Raw genomic sequence first — 17,863 nt, 5'->3', positions numbered from 1 at the left:
AAACCCGCTCTAGTTGCGCTAGCCGAAAGGACCGGATCATGGCGTTCGAACCGGAAATTCCTCCAATCCAGGTGCATCTGTGCGTCAAGGGCGGCAAGGCCGCGATTGCCTTCTACGAAAAGGCGTTCGACGCGGTCGAGACCTTCGAGCAGATGGCCGATGACGGGGTTCGCGTGATGCATGCGAACCTTGCCATGTTCGGCGGCGAAGTGATGCTGCACGACGAGTTTCCCGAATTCGGCGCAGACGTTTTGTCGCCGATGACGCGGGGCGGTGCCTCCATGAGCATCAACATCAATCTCAAGCTGCCGGGTGAAGTGGACGCCGCCGTCGAGCGCGCGGCCGCCGCAGGCGCCAAGGTCATCATGCAGCCCGACGACATGTTCTGGGGCGCCCGCTACGCCAAGATCCAGGACCCGTTCGGCCATGTCTGGGCATTTAACGCGCCTTTGGGCAACGCGCTTCTGGGAGCGCCAGCGAGGGACGACAGGCCATGACGCAATACGCTTTTGAATTTGCCGGCCTGATGGCCGTGTTTGCGGTGCTGGCGGTGATGCCGGGTGCCGACTTCGTCATGGTGGTGCGCCAGAGCGTTGTGCATGGTCGCCGTGCCGCCATCATCACCAGCATCGGCATCGGCGTGTCACTGCTGTTCCACGTCAGCTACACCATTTTGGGCATCGGGCTGATCGTGTCGAAATCGCTGCTGCTGTTTTCCCTGATCAAATGGGCTGGTGCTGCTTACCTTGTCTATCTCGGCATCAAGGCGCTGCGCGCTGGGCCGATGGAAATGGCCGCTGTTGACGTCAAGGACGGTGCAGACCAGCCCAAGGAAATTTCGGCGATGCGCTGCTTCTTGATGGGGTTCGTCACCAACGCGCTCAACCCCAAGGCGGTGTTGTTTTTCCTGCCGTTGTTTTCGGCGATGGTCAGCCATGAGACGCCGGCTGCGGTGCAGGGCGTCTATGGCCTGCTGATGGCGGTGGCGCTGATTGCCTGGTTCGTCGGCGTGTCGGTGTTCTTCACCATGGCCTCGGTGCGCGAGCGCTTCGTTGCCTGGGGCCGCTGGTTCAACAAGGCGACCGGCATGATCTTCATCGGGCTCGGCGTGAAGCTCGCCACGGTGCAGGCCAGCTGATGCGGCTACACGTGCTCATCGCGGCTGTGGCGGTGCTGTCGGCGACGACGGCTGATGCCGCATGCCCGGTCGAGCTTGCCGTTTACGGCGACCGCGACAAGGTCGCCGAGATCGACTTCAGGCCGACGCTGGAATCGGCTGTCGTGACCAACAGCTTCAAGATGGTGCTGGACAATGACGTCGTGCTCGACGGCGTGGTGATGTGGTCGCAGGACGTGGCGCGGCCAAACGGCATGCTGATGCACCAGTGCCCGGAAGGCGATGTGACCGGCGAGGAGATCGAGGCCTGCACGGTGTGGCAGGGCGTGATCTACAGCGTTGACGAGCAAGGCAATGTCGGGCTGATGCCACGTGAACGCACCGGGTCCGCCGCACCGAAGAAGCTGATCTTCTCCGACCTCGGCCATTCGCTCAGGACCTCCGCTGCCTATGGCCCCGACGGAATTTCCAAAGTGCCGTGGGACGTGTTCGAGATGAAGGGGTGCCAGGAATGAGTGCTCAAGGCAAAGTCCTGCTGGTGACCGGCGGCAGCCGCGGCATCGGTGCCGCCATCTGCCGGCTGGCCGCCAAGGCCGGCTACCGCGTTGCGGTCAACTATGCCTCGAACGAGACCGCTGCCAATGCGCTGGTGGCCGAGATCAAGGCCGCTGGCGGCGAGGCGTTTGCGGTCAAGGGCGATGTCGGCAACGAAGCTGACGTGTTGGCGATGTTTGCCGCTGTCGACGCTGCCTTTGGCCGGCTCGACGCCTTCGTCAACAATGCCGGCGTGGTCGACGCCAAGGCGCGCGTCGACGAGATGGATTTGGCGCGGCTGGAACGCATGATGCGCATCAATGTCGTGGGTTCGATCCTGTGCGCCCGCGAGGCGGTGAAGCGCATGTCGAGCCTGCATGGTGGCGCTGGTGGCGCGATCGTCAACATCTCCTCAGCCGCGGCGACACTGGGTTCGCCCGGCGAATATGTCGACTATGCGGCCTCGAAGGGTGCGATCGACAGCTTCACCATAGGGCTTGCCAAAGAGGTTGCGACCGAGGGCGTGCGCGTCAATGCGGTGCGCCCGGGCATCATCGACACCGAAATCCACGCCTCGGGCGGCCAGCCGGACCGCATCGCTGCCGTTCGCGGCGCAGTTCCGATGAAGCGCGAAGGCAAGGCCGAAGAAGTTGCACATGCCGTCATCTGGCTTTTGTCGGATGAGGCATCATATACGACGGGCTCAATTTTGAACGTGAGTGGCGGCCGCTGACCGCCCAGGCAAGAAGGACAGGATTCATGGCATATGACGTCGTCGTTATCGGATCGGGCCCAGGCGGCTATGTGTGCGCCATCAAGGCGGCACAGCTCGGATTGAAGGTCGCCGTGGTCGAGAAGAACGCGACCTTCGGCGGCACCTGCCTGAACATCGGCTGCATTCCCTCCAAGGCGCTGCTGCATGCCTCGGAAATGCTGGCCGAGGCGCAGCATTCCTTCGACGCGCTCGGCGTCGAGGTCGGCACGCCCAAGATGAACCTCAAGAAGATGATGGCGCACAAGGATGCGACTGTCGGCTCCAACGTGACCGGCGTTTCGTTCCTGTTCAAGAAGAACAAGATCGACAGCTTCAGGGGCACCGGCAAGGTGGTTGCTTCCGGCAAGGTGGCGGTCGTTGGCGAGGACGGCAAGGTCGAGGAGATCGAGACCAAGAACATCGTCATTGCCACCGGCTCCGACGTTGCCGGCATTCCGGGTGTCGACGTCGCTTTCGACGAGAAGGTGATCATCTCCTCGACCGGCGCACTGTCGCTGGAAAAGGTGCCGGGTCATCTGGTGGTTGTCGGCGGCGGCGTCATCGGCCTCGAGCTCGGGTCTGTATGGGCCCGCCTCGGCGCCAAGGTGACGGTGGTCGAATATCTCGACACCATCCTGGGCGGCATGGACGGCGACGTCGCCAAGCAGTTCCAGCGCATGCTCGCCAAGCAGGGCTTCGAGTTCAAGCTCGGCTCCAAGGTGACGGGCGTCGCCAAGGCGAAGAAGGGTGCTACAGTGACCTTCGAGCCGGTCAAGGGCGGCGCTGCCGAGAGCATCGACGCTGACGTCGTTCTGGTCGCCACCGGCCGCAAGCCTTTCACTGACGGGCTTGGCCTTGCCGAAGCCGGCGTCGAACTCGACGAGCGCGGCCGGGTCAAGACCGACGGCCATTTGCGCACCAACGTTGCCGGCATCTATGCCATCGGCGACGTGGTCGCGGGTCCGATGCTGGCCCACAAGGCCGAAGACGAGGGTGTCGCGGTTGCCGAGATCATCGCAGGCCAGGCCGGTCATGTGAATTACGACGTCATCCCGGGCGTGGTCTATACAAGCCCGGAAGTGGCTTCGGTCGGCAAGACCGAAGAAGAACTCAAGAAGGCCGGCATCGCCTACAAGGCGGGAAAATTCCCGTTCACCGCCAACGGGCGTGCACGCGCCATGCTGCACACCGACGGTTTTGTGAAGGTGCTGGCCGACAAGGATAGCGACAAGGTGCTGGGCGTGCACATCGTCGGCTTCGGTGCCGGCGAGATGATCCACGAGGCAGCGGTGCTGATGGAATTCGGCGGTTCGTCGGAAGATCTCGGCCGCACCTGCCACGCGCATCCGACGATGTCGGAAGCGGTCAAGGAAGCCGCCCTCGCCACCTTCTTCAAGCCGATCCACATGTAGGACCGGCCAACATCGCCAATAACGAAACGGCCCGCTCGATGAGCGGGCCGTTTGCGTTTGAGGGCATGGACCTCAGTTTGCGGGGGCTGCCGGGGCAGGTGCCGTGGTGCTGCCACCCGAAGGTGCCGTTGTGGTGCCGCCAGAAGGCGCTGCGGGGGCCGGGGCCATCGTTCCCGAAGGTGCCGGAGCGGGCGCCATCGTACCTGAAGGTGCCGGCGCTGGCTCGGCTGGAGCGGTGGTTGATGGTGCAGGCGCCGTGGCGGCCGGTGGCTGAACGACCGGCGGTGCCGCCCGCTTGGGACCGAAGATATAATAGGCGGCAGCGGCGAGCAGCACGACGATGACTGCTATGAGCCATGTGCTGCCCATGCTCGACTGGCTGGCGGGTGGGCGTCCTGGATCTGGATTGTTCACCATTGAGATCTCCCTCAGCTGCGCTCCGCAATCATTGCGTGAACATCGCAATCAACGCGCGAAATGCATTTCGGTTTCACAATGACGTGAAATTTTCGAAATGAACGTTCCAGCGGCGGCGTTTCGCCACGCCGCCAAGGCAGCGAAACGGGGCTAGGCTCGACTGATACGAGCTACCGGAGATCAATGACATGTCCGTGGTGCCGGCTCTTGCCAATGCCGACGAATTTCTGCCTGGAGCCAGTTTCACCGACCGCTTTGCCGTGGTGGTCAAGGGACAGTCGCTCGATGTGGTGACCGCCGCTGAGCGCGTGTTCAGCGACAGGCAGGCCTGGATCGGCTGGCTGATGGCGCTGCGTAACCTGCTGGTCCGGCCGTTCGGATTGAAGACAAGGCTCGCGGAGCTTTCGCCGCAGCAAAAGCGGATGGGGATGTTTCCGGTCCTCAGTCAGACGGAGCAGCTGGTCGTGCTTGGTCTTGACGACCGGCATCTCGACTTTCGGCTGCTGGTCGAGCTGAAGGAGCTGGGCGAGGGCCGGCAGGAGGTCAGTGCCACGACGCTGGTCGCAACGCACAACTGGTTTGGCCGGACCTATCTTGCTGTTGTCATGCCGTTTCACCGCATCATCGTGCCGGCGATGCTGGCGCGGGTAGCCGACAACAGGGATTAGCGGTCGGCGACGGTTACGGTGTAGCCGGCCTTGCGGAACAGCTCGACCAGCCCGTCGGGGCCGGGCAGATGCAGCGCACCGACGGCCATGAAGGCGTCGCCTTGACTGACCAGCGGCTCGGCGCGCTCGGCCATGGTCTTGTTGCGCGTTGTCACCATCGCTTCTTCGAAGGCGGCGTAGCCTGAATCGTCGGAGCTGCCGCTGGGCAAGGTGTTGCGGAACAGCGGCCAGAACATGCCGGTGTCGCCACGCTCATAGAGCACGACCATCGTTTCGATGACGTCGTCCATGCGGTCGCCGAGCTTGAGTGTCTCGACCAGGCCCTTGATATGGAATTCGAGCGGCAGCGAGGCCATCGCCGAAAGCTGGTCGGCGGCGGTCTCAAGGCCCTTGACGTCCTTGCCGGCGGCCTTGGCCTGCTGTGCCAACAGAATATCGAGCACCGGCGCGCCACCTGCCTTGCGGGCGAGTTCGCAAGCCGGAAGCGCGACCATCGCCGACAGCATCCATGGCTTCATCTTGGTGACGCTTGCAGGCGGGATGCCGCGCGCTTCAAGCGCGGAATTGACGATTTTGGCGTCTTCCGGCGACAGCAGCGAAGGCAGTGTCGTGGCGTCGGTGAACATCATCAGCTCGGGCTGCTTCATCAGGCTGGCAAGCATGGCGTTCTGGTCGAGCACATCGGTGGTTTCGATGACCAGCGTGTGGGCACTGTTGAAGGCCGTTTGAGCCTGGGGCTCAAGCTTGGTGACGCGCGGATCGGTGACATGCATGGTGCCGTAGAGCCAGGACGGCTTCTGGCCTAGCTTTTCCAGCTTCCACAGCAGGCCCTGGCCGTTGAGCGTGTCCTTGGCTTCGGCCTCGATCTTGGTCAGAAGCGCCGGATTGTCCTTGGCAAGCTCCGCCAGCATGTCGGTGCCGGTGCAAACGGGGGCTTCGGCATGCGCCTTGCCAGCGAGCAGGAACGCCACCGTGAAGAACAGGATGAAGAACAGCACGTTGAGCGCTGCAAGCAGCTTCAGCGAAAAAGTCGCGGCGCGGTCGGTGAAGTCGGTCGTGCGTCTCATGGGCATTTGTGTAGCCGCCAAAAGCGGCAAAACGGTTAATTGCGCAGCGACAATTGTCGGGCTTTGAATGTCAGGCGCGGGGGTGGGCGGCTTCGTAAATCTCGAGCAGCCGGGCGGTGTCGACGCCGGTGTAGATCTGGGTGGTGGAAAGACTGGCGTGGCCGAGCAATTCCTGGATGGTGCGCAGGTCGCCGCCACGGCCAAGAAGGTGGGTGGCGAAGGAATGGCGCAGTGCGTGCGGCGTTGCCGTGTCGGGCAGGTTCAAGGCCGAGCGCATCTTGCGCATGTCGCGCTGGATGATCGCCGGGTCGAGCTTGCCGCCGCGCGCGCCACGAAACAGGGCGCCACTGGCGTCGAGATGATAGGGGCAAAGTTTTCGGTATTCGGCGACCGCTACGAGCGCGACAGGCAGCACCGGCACCAGACGGGTCTTGCCGCCCTTGCCTGATATGCGCAGCACAGTGTCGTCAGGCGAGGCCAGTTCCGCGCCGTTGAGATTGAGCGCTTCGGAAATGCGCAGGCCCGCGCCGTAGAGCAAGGTCAGGACGGCGGCATTGCGCGCGGCGATCCATGGCTCTTCGGCAAGCTGCTCGGCAGCCGAGACGACACGCTTGGCGTCGATCGCTGTCAGCGGCTTGGGCAGCGACTTCGGCTGTTTTGGCGCACGCAAGGCAGCGGAGCCTGCGGCGTTGACCAGGCCCTGGCGTTCGAGAAAACGCAGCAGCGAACGCACCCCGGCCAGGCCACGCCCGAGCGTGCGCGGGCCGGCACCATGGGCGCGGCGGGAGGCGAGGAAGCCGCGCAGATCGGCCGGGCGCAGGTCGCTTATGTCAGCGATGCCGGGCGCGCCGCCGCAATGACCGGTGAGGAACTGCAGGAACTGGCGCGTGTCGCGCTCATAGGCATCGACCGTCGACGCCGACAGGCGCCGCTCGCCGGCAAGCGACTTCAGCCAGCCCTCGCGAGCCGACTGGAGGTCGGGTTTTGCGGCGATGAGGAATTCCTGCATTGGCAGCGGGTGTCCGATTGGAATATGGCAGTGTTGAACCAGTGAAGTTAGCAAGCAGTGAAGCAGGCGATGGCCAAACCCCAAAATCCTATCCAGATGGCCGTGATCGGCGCCGCCCACGGCATCAAGGGCGAGTTGCGCGTCAAGGCGTTTACCGGCGACCCGCTGGCCTTGGCCGATTATGGGCCGCTTTATGCCAAGGATGGCCGCGCCTTTGAGATCGCCGCGATCCGCCCGGCCAATGAGGTGGTGGTGGTGCGCTTCAAGGGCGTCAACGACCGCAACGCGGCCGAAGCGCTGACCAACACCGAGCTGTTCGTCGATCGTTCAGCACTGCCCGACGATGCCGATGAGGGCGAGTTCTATCACACCGACCTGGTTGGCCTTGCGGTGCGCGACGAAAACGGCGAGCCGGTCGGCAAAGTGTTTGCCGTGCAGAATTTCGGCGGCGGCGACATTCTGGAAATCCAGTATCAAGGCCGCAACGGCGTGCTGATCCCCTTCACCCAGGCCGCCGTACCGGTGGTCGATATCGCGAGCGGCTTTGTTGCCATCGACACGGTTGCGGCCGGGCTGGTCGAGAACGAAGACGACGCGGACGCACCCTCCGACGGCGAGTTCGAGCACAAAGGCCGCCCGCGCGGACCGAAGGACGCCGGGGGGAATCGCTGATGTTCCGTGCCAGCGTCCTGACGCTCTATCCCGAGATGTTTCCGGGTGCGCTTGGGCTGTCGCTGGCGGGGCGGGCGATGGAGCGTGGCGACTGGGCGCTCGAAGCGGTGCAGATCCGCGACTTCGCCACCGACAAGCATCGCACGGTCGACGATACGCCGGCCGGCGGCGGGGCGGGCATGGTGATGCGGGCCGACATTTTGGCCAAGGCGATCGACCATGCTTCGCCCGAGGGCGACGAACGCCCGCGCATCCTGATGAGCCCGCGCGGCAAGCCGTTGACCCAGGAACGCGTGCGGGAACTCGCGGCAGGTCCAGGTGCCGTGATCCTGTGCGGGCGTTTCGAAGGTGTTGATCAACGCGTCATCGATGCGCGGGAGCTGGAAGAGATTTCGGTCGGCGACTTCATCCTCTCGGGTGGCGAGCCGGCGGCTCTGGTGCTGCTCGACGCGGTTGTCCGGCTGTTGCCCGGCGTGATGGGCAACGAGATCTCTGGCGACGAAGAAAGCTTTGAGGGCGGGCTATTGGAGCATCCGCATTATACGCGACCGCAGGAGTTCGAGGGCCGCGCCATCCCCGAGGTGCTGACATCGGGCAATCACGGCAAGATCGCCAAATGGCGCCGCGCCGAAGCCGAGAAGCTGACGGCCGAACGGCGGCCGGATTTGATGGCTGGGCGGACGGAGAAGCGTTGAGCTTCGCCTTCGTCAGGCGCTAGCGGGTAGCCGACTTGCGGGTATGAGACTCTGACGTAGCCGCCAGATGATAGGGCTGGATAAGCGTCTCGGCGGGAATTCGCCAGTGTGAGTGGAGCCGCTGAATCATGTCCACGTTCAGCATGCGCTTACGGTGCAGAATCTCAGAGGCCCGCGATGCTGAGCCCAAGACAATGGCCAGGTCGCGCTGCTTGAGATCGCGCATTTCCATGTAGGCCATGATGGCATTGATGGGGTCGGGTGCCTCGATCGGGTAATGTCTGTCTTCGTAGGCCTCGATAAGGGTGGACAAAACATCAAAGCGCGCGGCGTCCTCGCTGCCGGGCTCCGGTTCGTTCTCAAAATATTTGCCGACCTCCGAGATTGCCCACTCAAGGTCATCGTCGTTTCGAATGGGACGAATATTCTTCATCACACTGTCTCCACGTCTATCTTGTCGTACTCCGCATGGGTTCCGACGAATTTGATCAGCACGCGCTTGAACGTGTAGCTGACATGCGCGACCAGCCGGTATTTGTTGCCGGCGATGTCGAAGACAATGCGGTTGTCGGCGACAAAATCCACGTTTGCGCCGAACGTTGCCTTTACGTCCGCCGGACCTGTCCAGACAGAAGCGCTAACGGCCTGATACCAGCCAGTTAGAGGCCGTTGCGCCTGAGGATGCTTCTCCCAGAAGTCGCGCAACGTCTTCTTGCTTAATATCTGCATGGCTTCATATAGCCATTTCCCAATTTGGGAACAAGGGGGATTTCCCAATTTGGGAATTGGCAGCTTGGCCGCTAGCCCTTTGTAAAATAGTAAAACGCTAAAAACAGGCCGATGGCGACGACGAGGGCGCGGACTATGCCTTGCGGCACGCGGCGCGCGGTCCAGACGCCGGCGTAGCCGCCAAGCGCCACGCCCGGCACCATGATCGCCGCCGCCGTCCAGGCGACGACGCCGCCTGAGGCGAAGATGACGATGGCGACCGCGGCGATGACGATCGAGAGCAGGTTCTTGAGCGCGTTGAGGCGGTGGTAGTCGCCGCCTTCGGTGAGGCCGAGGGTCGCCAGCATCATCACGCCCATGCCGGCGCCGAAGAAGCCGCCGTAGATCGCGGTGAAGAACTGGACAACACGTCCTGCAAGTGAGGTGGACGCGTCTTCGGGTCGGTCGGCGAGTTTTTTCGGCCGCAGCCAGGGGCCGGCTGCGAACAGCGCGGTGGCGGCAAGCAAGAGCCACGGTACCATCGCGCCGAAGGCGACATTGTCGAGCGACAAAAGCACGAGCGAGCCTACCAGCGCGCCGATGGCCGAGATGAAAGCGAGCGCGAGCGCACCACGCCACATCAGGCGGATGTCGCTGATATAGGCGTAAGTCGAGGTGATGTAGCCGGGGAACTGGGCGATAGAGGAGGTGGCGTTGGCTGAAATGGGCGGAATGCCGATCATGGTCATTGCACCGAAGGTCAAGAAGGTGCCGCCGCCGGCGATGGCGTTGACGACGCCCGACAGGAAGCCCGCGAGAAAGAGGATGCCGATTGTGATGAGGGACACGGGTTGCCTGTTTTGCTGGTGCGCTTTTGGGTCTGTAGGAAGCTCGAACGAACGATGCAAGCCATGGCTTGCCGATCGCGGCCAGGTGGTCCAAGGTCGATGAAGCGGCCACAATGCCTTGGCTGCGCGCCTTCGCAGCAAAAAAGAAGCGGCAAAGGCGTGACAAATGGCTGAAATAGCGGTATGTGCCCGCCCGAACCGGACGAATAATCGACCGGACCCGTCAACAGTGACGGTGTAGTCGCCCCTGCCAGAAGACCCGCGAGGGAAGAAGGCATAACCGAGCGGTCATTGGAACTGCAAGGCGAGCGTTGGGCGCTCTGGCTGTCGGAAGAACAAGAAGTGGATTTCTGAGATGGATATCATCCGCCAGATCGAGGCCGAACAGGCCGCCAAGATCGAAGCCAAGCGCACCCTGCCTGAATTCCAGCCCGGCGACACCGTGCGCGTCCAGGTGCGCGTCACTGAAGGCACGCGTACCCGCGTGCAGGCCTATGAAGGCGTCGTGATCGCCCGCGCCGGCTCGGGTTTCCAGGAAAACTTCACCGTCCGCAAGATCTCCTATGGCGAAGGCGTGGAACGCGTGTTCCCGGTCTACTCGCCGATGATCGAGGGCGTCGAGATCGTCCGTCGCGGCAAGGTGCGTCGCGCCAAGCTGTACTACCTGCGCGATCGTCGCGGTAAGTCGGCTCGTATCGTCGAGAACACCGGCGTGCGCGCCCGCAAGCTGAACGACGCCGAGCGCGCAGCGCTGGTCGCCGAGAAGGCCCGTATCGAAGCCGAGAAGGTCGCAGCAGCCCAGGCGCTGGCCGCCGAGAAGGCAGCCCAGGAAGCCGCCGAGAAGAAGGCAGCAGCCGAGGCCGCCAAGGCAGCTGAAGCCGCCGCCGCTGAGCCCGCAGCCGAGTAATTTCCGGCACATTGTTTTCGAAAGGGCGGCTTCGGCCGCCCTTTTGCGTTTTGGGGAGGATTTTCGTTGTGAGCACGCGGGATTTCGTTGTTCGCCGGCTGGTGTCGGGCGAAGGTGGTGCCTATCGCAAGCTGAGGCGTGCGGCGCTCGCGAATGCGCCGCTTGCCTTCAGCTCGAGCCCGGAAGACGAGGCACATCTGGGCGACGCCGATTTTGAGGCGCGGATCAGCCTGCCTGAACCCGATGCGGTGTTCGGCGTGCTTGGCGGCGGAGAGCTCGTTGGCGTTGCGACATTCATCGCCGAAAAGCGGCGCAAGACGCGGCACAAAGGCTCGATGTACGGCGTCTATGTCGACCCCGACTGGCGCGGCACCGGTGCGGCGCAAGCACTGGTCCGCCAGATCATCGATCACGCGGCAGAACGCGGGCTTGCGCTACATGCCCATGTGATCGCCGACAATGTGCCGGCGCTCAGGCTTTATCTCAGCCTCGGTTTCATAAGCTATGGCGTCGAGCCGAGGGCGCTGCTGGTGGACGGGGTGTTCCACGACGAGAACTTGCTGATCCATCAGCCGGGCGCCTGACGCGGTTTTTGTTCCGCCAAGGCGGCAAAAGCAGAACAGAACCAGCTTATTCAGCTGCGTTGGCGCATCGGGCATGCTTGCAAGCAGGCTTGAGACAGCTAAAGTCTGGCGCAAATCGACCGGTGCAACCGGTCTTGTGTTTTTGGGGAACGCATCATGAAGAATTTCAAATTGTCGCTGGCCGGCGCGCTGGCTGTCGTGCTTCTGCCCATCGTGGCCTTCGCCCAGAGCCTGCCCGATCTCGGCGGCAAGGCCGTGGTGGTGGTGACGGAAAACGCCTATCCGCCGCTGCAGTTCGTCGATCCCAAGACCGGCAAGCAGATCGGCTGGGAATATGACGCCATGGACGAGATGGCCAAGCGCCTCAACTTCAAGGTCGAGTACCAGAACACCTCGTGGGACGCGATGATCCAGGCGGTGGCCGACGGCCAGTACCATATCGGCATGACCGGCATCACCATCAAGGAAGACCGCAAGGAGAAGGTCGACTTCTCCGATCCCTACATCCATTCGGAAATGCGCATGCTGGTGCGCAACGATGAAAGCCGCTTCAACGATGCCAAGAGCTTCGCGGCACTCAAGGATGGCCTGATCGCCGCACAGCCCGGCACGACGCCATTCTTCGTCTCGGTCTACGATGTGCTCGATGGCAACGAGCAGAACCCGCGCATGAAGCTGTTCGAGACCTTTGGCGCGACCGTGCAGGCGCTGAAGACCGGCGACGTCGATCTGGTGCTGACCGACGGCGTGGCAGCGCAGGGTTATGTCGATGCCTCCGAAGGCAAGCTCAAGATCATCGGCGAGCCGCTTGGCGGCGAGGATTTCGGCTTCATCTTCAAGAAGGGCTCGGACTTGGTTCAGCCAATCAACGCGGCGATCGCGGCGATGAAGGCCGACGGCACGCTCGACGCGCTGAACAAGAAGTGGTTCCTCGACTACAAGATGGGGCAGTAAGCTTGAGACATCCTGCGATGTCGGCGCTCCACGTTGCCCCCCTCTGTCCTGCCGGACATCTCCCCCACAAGGGGGGAGATCAGCCGGCCGGTTTCGCGTCGCGAGTTCTGCAACGCAGTAGATTGGTGCAAGCGGGCCTGACAGCCGATCTCCCCCCTTGTGGGGGAGATGTCCGGCAGGACAGAGGGGGGCGACGTAGAGCGCTCCTGTCAGCAACCCGAACAATTGCTCGGTAGATGCAGCCGCCCGCATCCCGTTCCGGCACGAAACCCGACTTTCCCTGGTGGCTGGTGGCCGGCGGGCTGATCGCTGTCGTGGCGGGTGTCGCCATCGCCGCCAACGATCTCTACAGCCAGGTCTTTTCAGTCGTTACCAAAGGCCTTGGCATCACCGTCTTCGTCACCATCGTCGGCTTTGCGCTGGCGTCGGCGCTGGGGCTCGGCGTTGCCCTGATGGGGCTGTCCGGCTCGATCTGGCTGCGCCAGATTTCGCGGTTCTATGTCGAGATCATCCGCTCGGTGCCGATCCTGGTGCTGCTGTTTTGGGTGGCGTTCGTCGGCGCGCCGGCCTGGGTGGCGTTCTGGAACTGGGCGACCACTCCGCTGCAGGCGGCGGGACTTGTCGAGCCGATGCAGGTGCGCGACTTTTCGCTGCTGTGGCGGGCGATCATCGCCTTGATGATTGCCTATTCCTCTTTCATCGCCGAAATCTTCCGGGCCGGCATCCAGGCCGTCGACGTCGGCCAGATCGAGGCGGCCAAGGCGCTGGGGCTGTCGCGTTACCGGCGCTTTCGCCACATCGTGTGGCCGCAGGCGTTCAAGACCATCCTGCCGCCCTACAGCAACGACTTCATCGCCATGGTCAAGGATTCCTCGCTGGTCTCGGTGCTCGGTGTCGCCGACATCACCCAGATGGGCAAGGTCTATGCGTCAGGCTCGTTCCGCTTTTTCGAGACCTATTCCATCGTCGCTTATGTCTACCTGATCCTGACTGTCAGCCTGTCGCTGGCATTGCGCGCGCTGGAACGGCGCTTGCGGCGGGGTTCACAGCCGCGCGAATAGTCGTCTGATGGCCACCGCGACAATCGGCCATGCGACAGGGTGGACGATTGCGCGCTGGCGAGGCTCTGACAATCTCGCGGCATGAAACACATCCGCAGATTCCTCACCGACCCTTTGACCCGCCTGCGCTTAGCCGGCCTGTTTGAGGGCACGACGCTGCTTTTCCTGCTTTTGATCGCGGTGCCGCTGAAACACCTGGCCGGTTATCCTGAGATCGTCAGTGCCGCGGGGCCGGTTCACGGCCTCGCCTTCTTGCTCTACATCGTTGCCCTGGTCGACAATTTCTCCGGCGGCGGCTGGTCGCGCAACGAGATGCTGCGCACCGGGCTTGCCGGCCTGCTGCCGTTCGGCACCTTCGTCAACGACCGCTATCTTGCGGTCAGGGCGCAAGCGGGTGGCCAATGAGCTATCTCGTCATCAAGACACTGCATGTCGTGGCGATGGTGATATGGCTGTCGGGCATGATCTTCGTGCCGCTGACGCTGTCGCGCATGGCCGCCGTCGGCAGCATCGATGCCAAGCAGGTGGCTCAACTGCGGGCAGGTTTTGCCGCGCTGGTGACGCCGGCGATGCTGGCGACATGGGGGCTCGGGCTCTACCTCGCTTATGATGCCGGTTTCTTCGGCGACGCCTGGCTGCATGCCAAGCTCGCGCTGGTGGTTACGATGTCGGGCCTGCATGGCGCCTTGTCGGGCCAACTCAGGCAGATGTCTGGGGCAAGGCTGGCGAAACCCGCGCCGCTTGTCCTCAAGCTGCACTGGATCGTTGGGTTGCTGTTGCTTGGGATCGTCGGCGTTGTGATCGTCAAGCCGTTTTGAACGAGGCGGGCGGTCAGCGCTCACCCAGTTCAGATGATAGCGGAGCCAGTCGGCTGTTGCGTGATGACGCATATGCCTCAATTGCCGGACGCGCAAAAGATTGATATGAGGCAGGCCATGGAAGAGCTCTTTGGAGATCCGGCCTACAAGGGTTTCGTGCTGCAGGACCACAAACGCCTGCCGTCGCGATTCTTTGCCCGGATTTCAGGCGCGTTGACCAGCCGACTTATCTAGTCGTTTTCGCCGAGCCGACGGGCTTTCGGCGCCTCAGCCTTCCCTTGTTCATATCGACGGATCCAAGATCATGAGCGCACCGCGCACCCTCTACGACAAGATTTTTGACGACCATATCGTCGACCGCCAGGACGATGGCACCTGCCTGCTCTACATCGACCGCCACCTCGTCCACGAAGTGACGAGCCCGCAGGCGTTCGAAGGGCTGCGCATGACCGGCCGCACCGTGCGTCATCCTGAAAAGACGCTCGCCGTTGTCGACCACAACGTGCCGACCTCGCCGGACCGCAGGAACGGCATCAAGAACGAGGAAAGCCGCATCCAGGTCGAGGCCTTGGCCAAGAACTCGGCTGATTTCGGCGTGGAGTATTACTCCGAAAACGACAAGCGCCAGGGCATCGTCCACATCGTCGGTCCCGAGCAGGGTTTCACGCTGCCAGGCATGACCATCGTCTGCGGCGACAGCCACACTTCGACGCACGGTGCGTTTGGCGCGCTGGCGCATGGCATCGGCACGTCGGAGGTCGAGCACGTGCTTGCCACCCAGACGCTGATCCAGAAGAAGGCCAAGAACATGCTGGTGCGTGTCGACGGCCAGCTGCCGGATGGGGTCACCGCCAAGGACATCGTCTTGGCCATCATCGGCGAGATCGGCACCGCCGGCGGTACCGGCTATGTCATCGAGTATGCTGGCGAGGCGATCCGTGCGCTGTCGATGGAAGGCCGCATGACGATCTGCAACATGTCGATTGAAGGCGGCGCCCGTGCCGGCCTGATTGCGCCCGACGAGACGACTTACGCCTACGTCAAGGACAAGCCACGCGCCCCGAAAGGCAAGGCCTTCGACATGGCGCTCGAATACTGGAAGACGCTGCATACCGACGAAGGCGCGCATTTCGACAAGGTGATCGTGCTCGACGCAGCCAAGCTGCCGCCGATCGTCACCTGGGGTTCGTCGCCCGAGGACGTCGTTGCCATCACTGGCGTCGTGCCGGATGCCGAGATCATCGAGGACGAAAACAAGCGCAACTCCAAGAAGCGCGCGCTCGACTATATGGGCCTGACCGCCGGCACCAAGATCACCGACATTTCGGTCGACCGCGTCTTCATCGGCTCGTGCACCAATGGCCGCATCGAAGACCTGCGCGCCGTCGCCAAGGTTGTCGAGGGCCGCAAGGTCGCCTCGACGGTCAGCGCGATGATCGTGCCGGGCTCGGGCCTGGTCAAGGAACAGGCGGAAGCCGAAGGCCTCGACAAGATCTTCGTTGCAGCCGGCTTCGACTGGCGCGAGCCGGGCTGCTCGATGTGCCTGGCCATGAATGACGACCGGCTCAAGCCGCATGAGCGTTGCGCCTCGACCTCGAACCGTAACTTCGAGGGACGCCAGGGGTTCAAGGGCCGTACCCATCTGGTGTCGCCGGCCATGGCGGCCGCAGCGGCAATTGCCGGCCACTTCGTCGACATCCGCGACTGGCACTGACCAGTCGGGCCGGCACAACCGGCCGATGCGAAATGAGCGAGGCGGCGGAGCAACTGTTCCGCCGCCTCTTTCGTTTCAAAGGGGGACAGGTGAGATAGCCGGCATTTTGAGCGTTGCGTTAACGTCTTTTTCGCCCGGTTATGGTGTTATTCGGGCGAGGGGGAGTGCGACCTTGATGAGCGGTGCGGGTTTCATCCTTGCAATCAACGTGTTCGTCGCCGGCCTGCTGGCCGGCGCTTTCATGACGATCGCAGTCTATGACTCCAGGCGCGTCGCGGCGCGCTGGTTCGCGCTCTGCTACGCCACCGGCATCGTCTATATCGGCACGGAATTTTCCATACCGCTGTTCGAAGATACGCGCCTGATCGCCGCCACAAACTTTGCCGCCTTCCTTGCGACGCTGCTGATCATGAATGTCGGTCTGGCACGCCGCTATGCCGCCGGGCCGCCTGTAAGGTCGATGGCGGCGTTCCTTGTCGTGGCGACCGTTGCTGTCTACCTGACGCAAGGCCTCGAGCGCGACTCGCTGCTGCGCATGATGACATTCCAGACGCCCTACGCCATTGCCCAGGTCATCGGCGCGGTGATCGTGCTGCGGTCGCGCCAGCAACTCAGCCAGTTCGACTACGCGCTGTCGGGCGTGTTGCTGGCAAGCGCGCTGCAGTTCTTCTCAAAGCCTTATCTGGCATTGGCCGTCGGCGGCTCCGGTGTCGACCCGCATTATTACCTGCAAAGCACCTATGCGATGATCTCGCAGGCGCTGGGCACTGTGTTTGCGCTGTCGATCGCGCTTCTGCTGCTGGTCATCCTGGTGCGCGACATCCTTGCCGATGTGACGCAGAAATCCGAAACCGACGCGCTGTCGGGCCTGCTCAACCGTGGCGGCTTCGAGCGTAGGGCCGAGACGGCGCTGCGCGAGGCGACGCGCCAAGGCCTGCCGATCACGCTGATCATCTCCGATCTCGATCACTTCAAGTCGATCAATGACAATTACGGCCACGCCTCGGGCGACCGCGTCATTGAAGCGTTCGCGCGCTTCATCAGTGAATCCAAGGCCGGCCACCATGTCGCCGGGCGAATCGGCGGCGAGGAATTCGCCATCATGCTTCCGGGCGCGCACCTGGCGTCGGCACGGTTGTTTGCCGAAGGCGCGCGCAGTGCCTTCTCCGGCCTGCCGATCGAGGGCCTGCCGCCGCACTGCCGCTTCACGGCAAGCTTCGGCGTCGCCGAACTTGCTACCGGCGAGGGTATCGATCATCTGATGATACGTGCCGATGCCGCGCTTTACGAAGCCAAGAAGGACGGGCGCGATTGCGTCAGGGTTTCGGGAACGGTGGCGTTGTTTAGCGATTCGACCGTTGTGCCGTTCGGCATCAAGCCGCCGAACCGGTAACCTACGGGCCGCTAAAGCCTGTCAGCGACAGCGCAGGCCAGGCTGGGGAAACTCGCCTTCGGAGAAACCGTACATATAGCCGCGGCCCTTCAGCAGCATCGGCGGACGATAGCAGTTGCTGACGGTGCGTTCGCCCTGCTGGTCGAGATAGACGACCTTGGGTGCGCCCGCGTTCAGGTAATTCGACATCTTGCGGGCCGAACTGCCCTGGCCGACCAGGATGCGCTTGTAGCCGGCGGCGCCGTCGACGACGAGGTTGCCGAACGAATCGGCATAGACGCGATCACGGTCCCAGCCGCCGGCCGAAGCCGGTGCCGAGAAGCCAATGGCTGCGGCCAGCGATGCAGTTGCGGTCAAGGCCAGTGCCAGATGCATGGCGCCATCTCCGTGGTTTGTCGAATCGGAGATTAATCGTTTCTTAATCTTTGTTAAGGCTTGGGCGGCAAAGATTAAGAAACATGGTTAATTTTACCTGAAGGCCGGGCGCCCTTGCGTCCCAACGGACGGGTAGGCCGTCGGTTGCGCCATCGG

General features: G+C 62.9%; 24 protein-coding genes. 17 read left to right on the top strand and 7 right to left on the bottom strand.

All coding sequences use genetic code 11. The features are described 5' to 3' along the window. Positions 1 to 38: 38 nt before the first annotated feature. The 5 genes from AC1RTB_RS12000 to lpdA are packed head-to-tail and all read left to right on the top strand — an operon-like array spanning position 39 to position 3,817. A complete protein-coding gene (locus AC1RTB_RS12000) occupies positions 39 to 497 on the top strand; it encodes a VOC family protein (RefSeq protein WP_492878797.1) in 459 nt (152 codons plus the stop codon). Then, positions 494 to 1,138 (top strand): LysE family translocator, encoded by a 645-nt coding sequence (locus AC1RTB_RS11995; protein ID WP_492878798.1) that lies wholly within the window; start codon positions 494 to 496, stop codon positions 1,136 to 1,138. Before AC1RTB_RS12000 ends, AC1RTB_RS11995 begins: the two co-directional genes overlap by 4 nt. After that, positions 1,138 to 1,632 (top strand): hypothetical protein, encoded by a 495-nt coding sequence (locus AC1RTB_RS11990; protein ID WP_492878800.1) that lies wholly within the window; start codon positions 1,138 to 1,140, stop codon positions 1,630 to 1,632. The genes AC1RTB_RS11995 and AC1RTB_RS11990 overlap by 1 nt, the downstream gene beginning before the upstream one ends. Next, positions 1,629 to 2,384, top strand: coding sequence for an SDR family oxidoreductase (locus tag AC1RTB_RS11985; RefSeq protein WP_492878802.1), 756 nt, complete (start codon positions 1,629 to 1,631; stop codon positions 2,382 to 2,384). Before AC1RTB_RS11990 ends, AC1RTB_RS11985 begins: the two co-directional genes overlap by 4 nt. Positions 2,385 to 2,410: 26 nt before the next feature. After that, a complete protein-coding gene (lpdA, locus tag AC1RTB_RS11980; RefSeq protein ID WP_492878804.1) occupies positions 2,411 to 3,817 on the top strand; it encodes a dihydrolipoyl dehydrogenase in 1,407 nt (468 codons plus the stop codon). 72 nt (positions 3,818 to 3,889) lie between these two features. Here lpdA and AC1RTB_RS11975 read toward each other — a convergent pair whose 3' ends face one another. Beyond that, positions 3,890 to 4,234, bottom strand: a complete 345-nt coding sequence (locus AC1RTB_RS11975) for a hypothetical protein (protein WP_492878805.1) — start codon at positions 4,232 to 4,234, stop codon at positions 3,890 to 3,892. 188 nt (positions 4,235 to 4,422) lie between these two features. On the opposite strand from AC1RTB_RS11975, the gene AC1RTB_RS11970 reads away from it, so the two are divergent. Continuing rightward, positions 4,423 to 4,902, top strand: coding sequence for a DUF2867 domain-containing protein (locus tag AC1RTB_RS11970; protein ID WP_492878807.1), 480 nt, complete (start codon positions 4,423 to 4,425; stop codon positions 4,900 to 4,902). Here the strand turns inward: AC1RTB_RS11970 and AC1RTB_RS11965 are convergent. Both AC1RTB_RS11965 and AC1RTB_RS11960 read right to left on the bottom strand, forming a co-directional pair. Then, positions 4,899 to 5,969, bottom strand: a complete 1,071-nt coding sequence (locus AC1RTB_RS11965) for a TraB/GumN family protein (RefSeq protein WP_492878809.1) — start codon at positions 5,967 to 5,969, stop codon at positions 4,899 to 4,901. The two genes, AC1RTB_RS11970 and AC1RTB_RS11965, sit on opposite strands and share 4 nt — an antisense overlap. A gap of 70 nt (positions 5,970 to 6,039) precedes the next feature. Continuing rightward, entirely contained in the window at positions 6,040 to 6,978 is a 939-nt protein-coding gene (locus AC1RTB_RS11960) for a tyrosine recombinase XerC (protein ID WP_492878811.1), read from the bottom strand. A gap of 69 nt (positions 6,979 to 7,047) precedes the next feature. On the opposite strand from AC1RTB_RS11960, the gene rimM reads away from it, so the two are divergent. Both rimM and trmD read left to right on the top strand, forming a co-directional pair. After that, positions 7,048 to 7,650 carry a ribosome maturation factor RimM gene (rimM, locus tag AC1RTB_RS11955; protein ID WP_492878813.1) on the top strand — a complete coding sequence of 201 codons (603 nt, stop codon included), beginning with the start codon at positions 7,048 to 7,050 and terminating at the stop codon, positions 7,648 to 7,650. After that, a complete protein-coding gene (gene trmD, locus AC1RTB_RS11950; RefSeq protein WP_492879030.1) occupies positions 7,647 to 8,345 on the top strand; it encodes a tRNA (guanosine(37)-N1)-methyltransferase TrmD in 699 nt (232 codons plus the stop codon). The genes rimM and trmD overlap by 4 nt, the downstream gene beginning before the upstream one ends. 19 nt (positions 8,346 to 8,364) lie before the next feature. Here trmD and AC1RTB_RS11945 read toward each other — a convergent pair whose 3' ends face one another. The 3 genes from AC1RTB_RS11945 to AC1RTB_RS11935 form a co-directional block, all read right to left on the bottom strand. Beyond that, positions 8,365 to 8,778, bottom strand: coding sequence for a helix-turn-helix domain-containing protein (locus tag AC1RTB_RS11945; protein WP_492878815.1), 414 nt, complete (start codon positions 8,776 to 8,778; stop codon positions 8,365 to 8,367). Then, positions 8,778 to 9,074: a type II toxin-antitoxin system HigB family toxin gene (locus AC1RTB_RS11940; RefSeq protein WP_492878817.1), complete on the bottom strand. Its 297-nt coding sequence runs from the start codon at positions 9,072 to 9,074 to the stop codon at positions 8,778 to 8,780. Before AC1RTB_RS11940 ends, AC1RTB_RS11945 begins: the two co-directional genes overlap by 1 nt. A gap of 71 nt (positions 9,075 to 9,145) precedes the next feature. Then, positions 9,146 to 9,901: a sulfite exporter TauE/SafE family protein gene (locus AC1RTB_RS11935; RefSeq protein WP_492878819.1), complete on the bottom strand. Its 756-nt coding sequence runs from the start codon at positions 9,899 to 9,901 to the stop codon at positions 9,146 to 9,148. Positions 9,902 to 10,256: 355 nt separating this feature from the next. Between AC1RTB_RS11935 and rplS the strand changes: the two genes are divergently transcribed. From rplS to AC1RTB_RS11890, 9 genes are all read left to right on the top strand, one after another. Beyond that, positions 10,257 to 10,808, top strand: a complete 552-nt coding sequence (gene rplS, locus AC1RTB_RS11930) for a 50S ribosomal protein L19 (protein ID WP_492878821.1) — start codon at positions 10,257 to 10,259, stop codon at positions 10,806 to 10,808. A 68-nt stretch (positions 10,809 to 10,876) separates the two neighbouring features. Then, positions 10,877 to 11,392 (top strand): GNAT family N-acetyltransferase, encoded by a 516-nt coding sequence (locus tag AC1RTB_RS11925; RefSeq protein ID WP_492878823.1) that lies wholly within the window; start codon positions 10,877 to 10,879, stop codon positions 11,390 to 11,392. A gap of 156 nt (positions 11,393 to 11,548) precedes the next feature. Beyond that, complete coding sequence (locus AC1RTB_RS11920; protein ID WP_492878825.1) at positions 11,549 to 12,346, top strand: transporter substrate-binding domain-containing protein; 798 nt, start codon at positions 11,549 to 11,551, stop codon at positions 12,344 to 12,346. A 236-nt stretch (positions 12,347 to 12,582) separates the two neighbouring features. Then, positions 12,583 to 13,407, top strand: coding sequence for an amino acid ABC transporter permease (locus tag AC1RTB_RS11915; protein ID WP_492878827.1), 825 nt, complete (start codon positions 12,583 to 12,585; stop codon positions 13,405 to 13,407). 81 nt (positions 13,408 to 13,488) lie between these two features. Then, on the top strand, positions 13,489 to 13,812 hold the full coding sequence (locus tag AC1RTB_RS11910) for a DUF3817 domain-containing protein (protein ID WP_492878828.1): 324 nt from the start codon (positions 13,489 to 13,491) through the stop codon (positions 13,810 to 13,812). Further along, positions 13,809 to 14,225: a CopD family protein gene (locus tag AC1RTB_RS11905; RefSeq protein ID WP_492878830.1), complete on the top strand. Its 417-nt coding sequence runs from the start codon at positions 13,809 to 13,811 to the stop codon at positions 14,223 to 14,225. Before AC1RTB_RS11910 ends, AC1RTB_RS11905 begins: the two co-directional genes overlap by 4 nt. 63 nt (positions 14,226 to 14,288) lie before the next feature. Next, entirely contained in the window at positions 14,289 to 14,459 is a 171-nt protein-coding gene (locus tag AC1RTB_RS11900; RefSeq protein ID WP_492879041.1) for a hypothetical protein, read from the top strand. Between the two features lie 70 nt (positions 14,460 to 14,529). Continuing rightward, positions 14,530 to 15,939: a 3-isopropylmalate dehydratase large subunit gene (gene leuC / locus AC1RTB_RS11895; protein WP_492878832.1), complete on the top strand. Its 1,410-nt coding sequence runs from the start codon at positions 14,530 to 14,532 to the stop codon at positions 15,937 to 15,939. 175 nt (positions 15,940 to 16,114) lie between these two features. Next, on the top strand, positions 16,115 to 17,332 hold the full coding sequence (locus AC1RTB_RS11890) for a GGDEF domain-containing protein (RefSeq protein ID WP_492878834.1): 1,218 nt from the start codon (positions 16,115 to 16,117) through the stop codon (positions 17,330 to 17,332). Positions 17,333 to 17,353: 21 nt separating this feature from the next. On the opposite strand, the gene AC1RTB_RS11885 is transcribed toward AC1RTB_RS11890, so the two are convergent. Beyond that, positions 17,354 to 17,707, bottom strand: coding sequence for a hypothetical protein (locus AC1RTB_RS11885; protein WP_492878835.1), 354 nt, complete (start codon positions 17,705 to 17,707; stop codon positions 17,354 to 17,356). Positions 17,708 to 17,863 lie beyond the last annotated feature (156 nt).

Source organism: Aminobacter sp. GW821-FHT11F06 (genome assembly GCF_058808215.1).
This window is presented reverse-complemented; position numbering and strand designations above follow the sequence as displayed.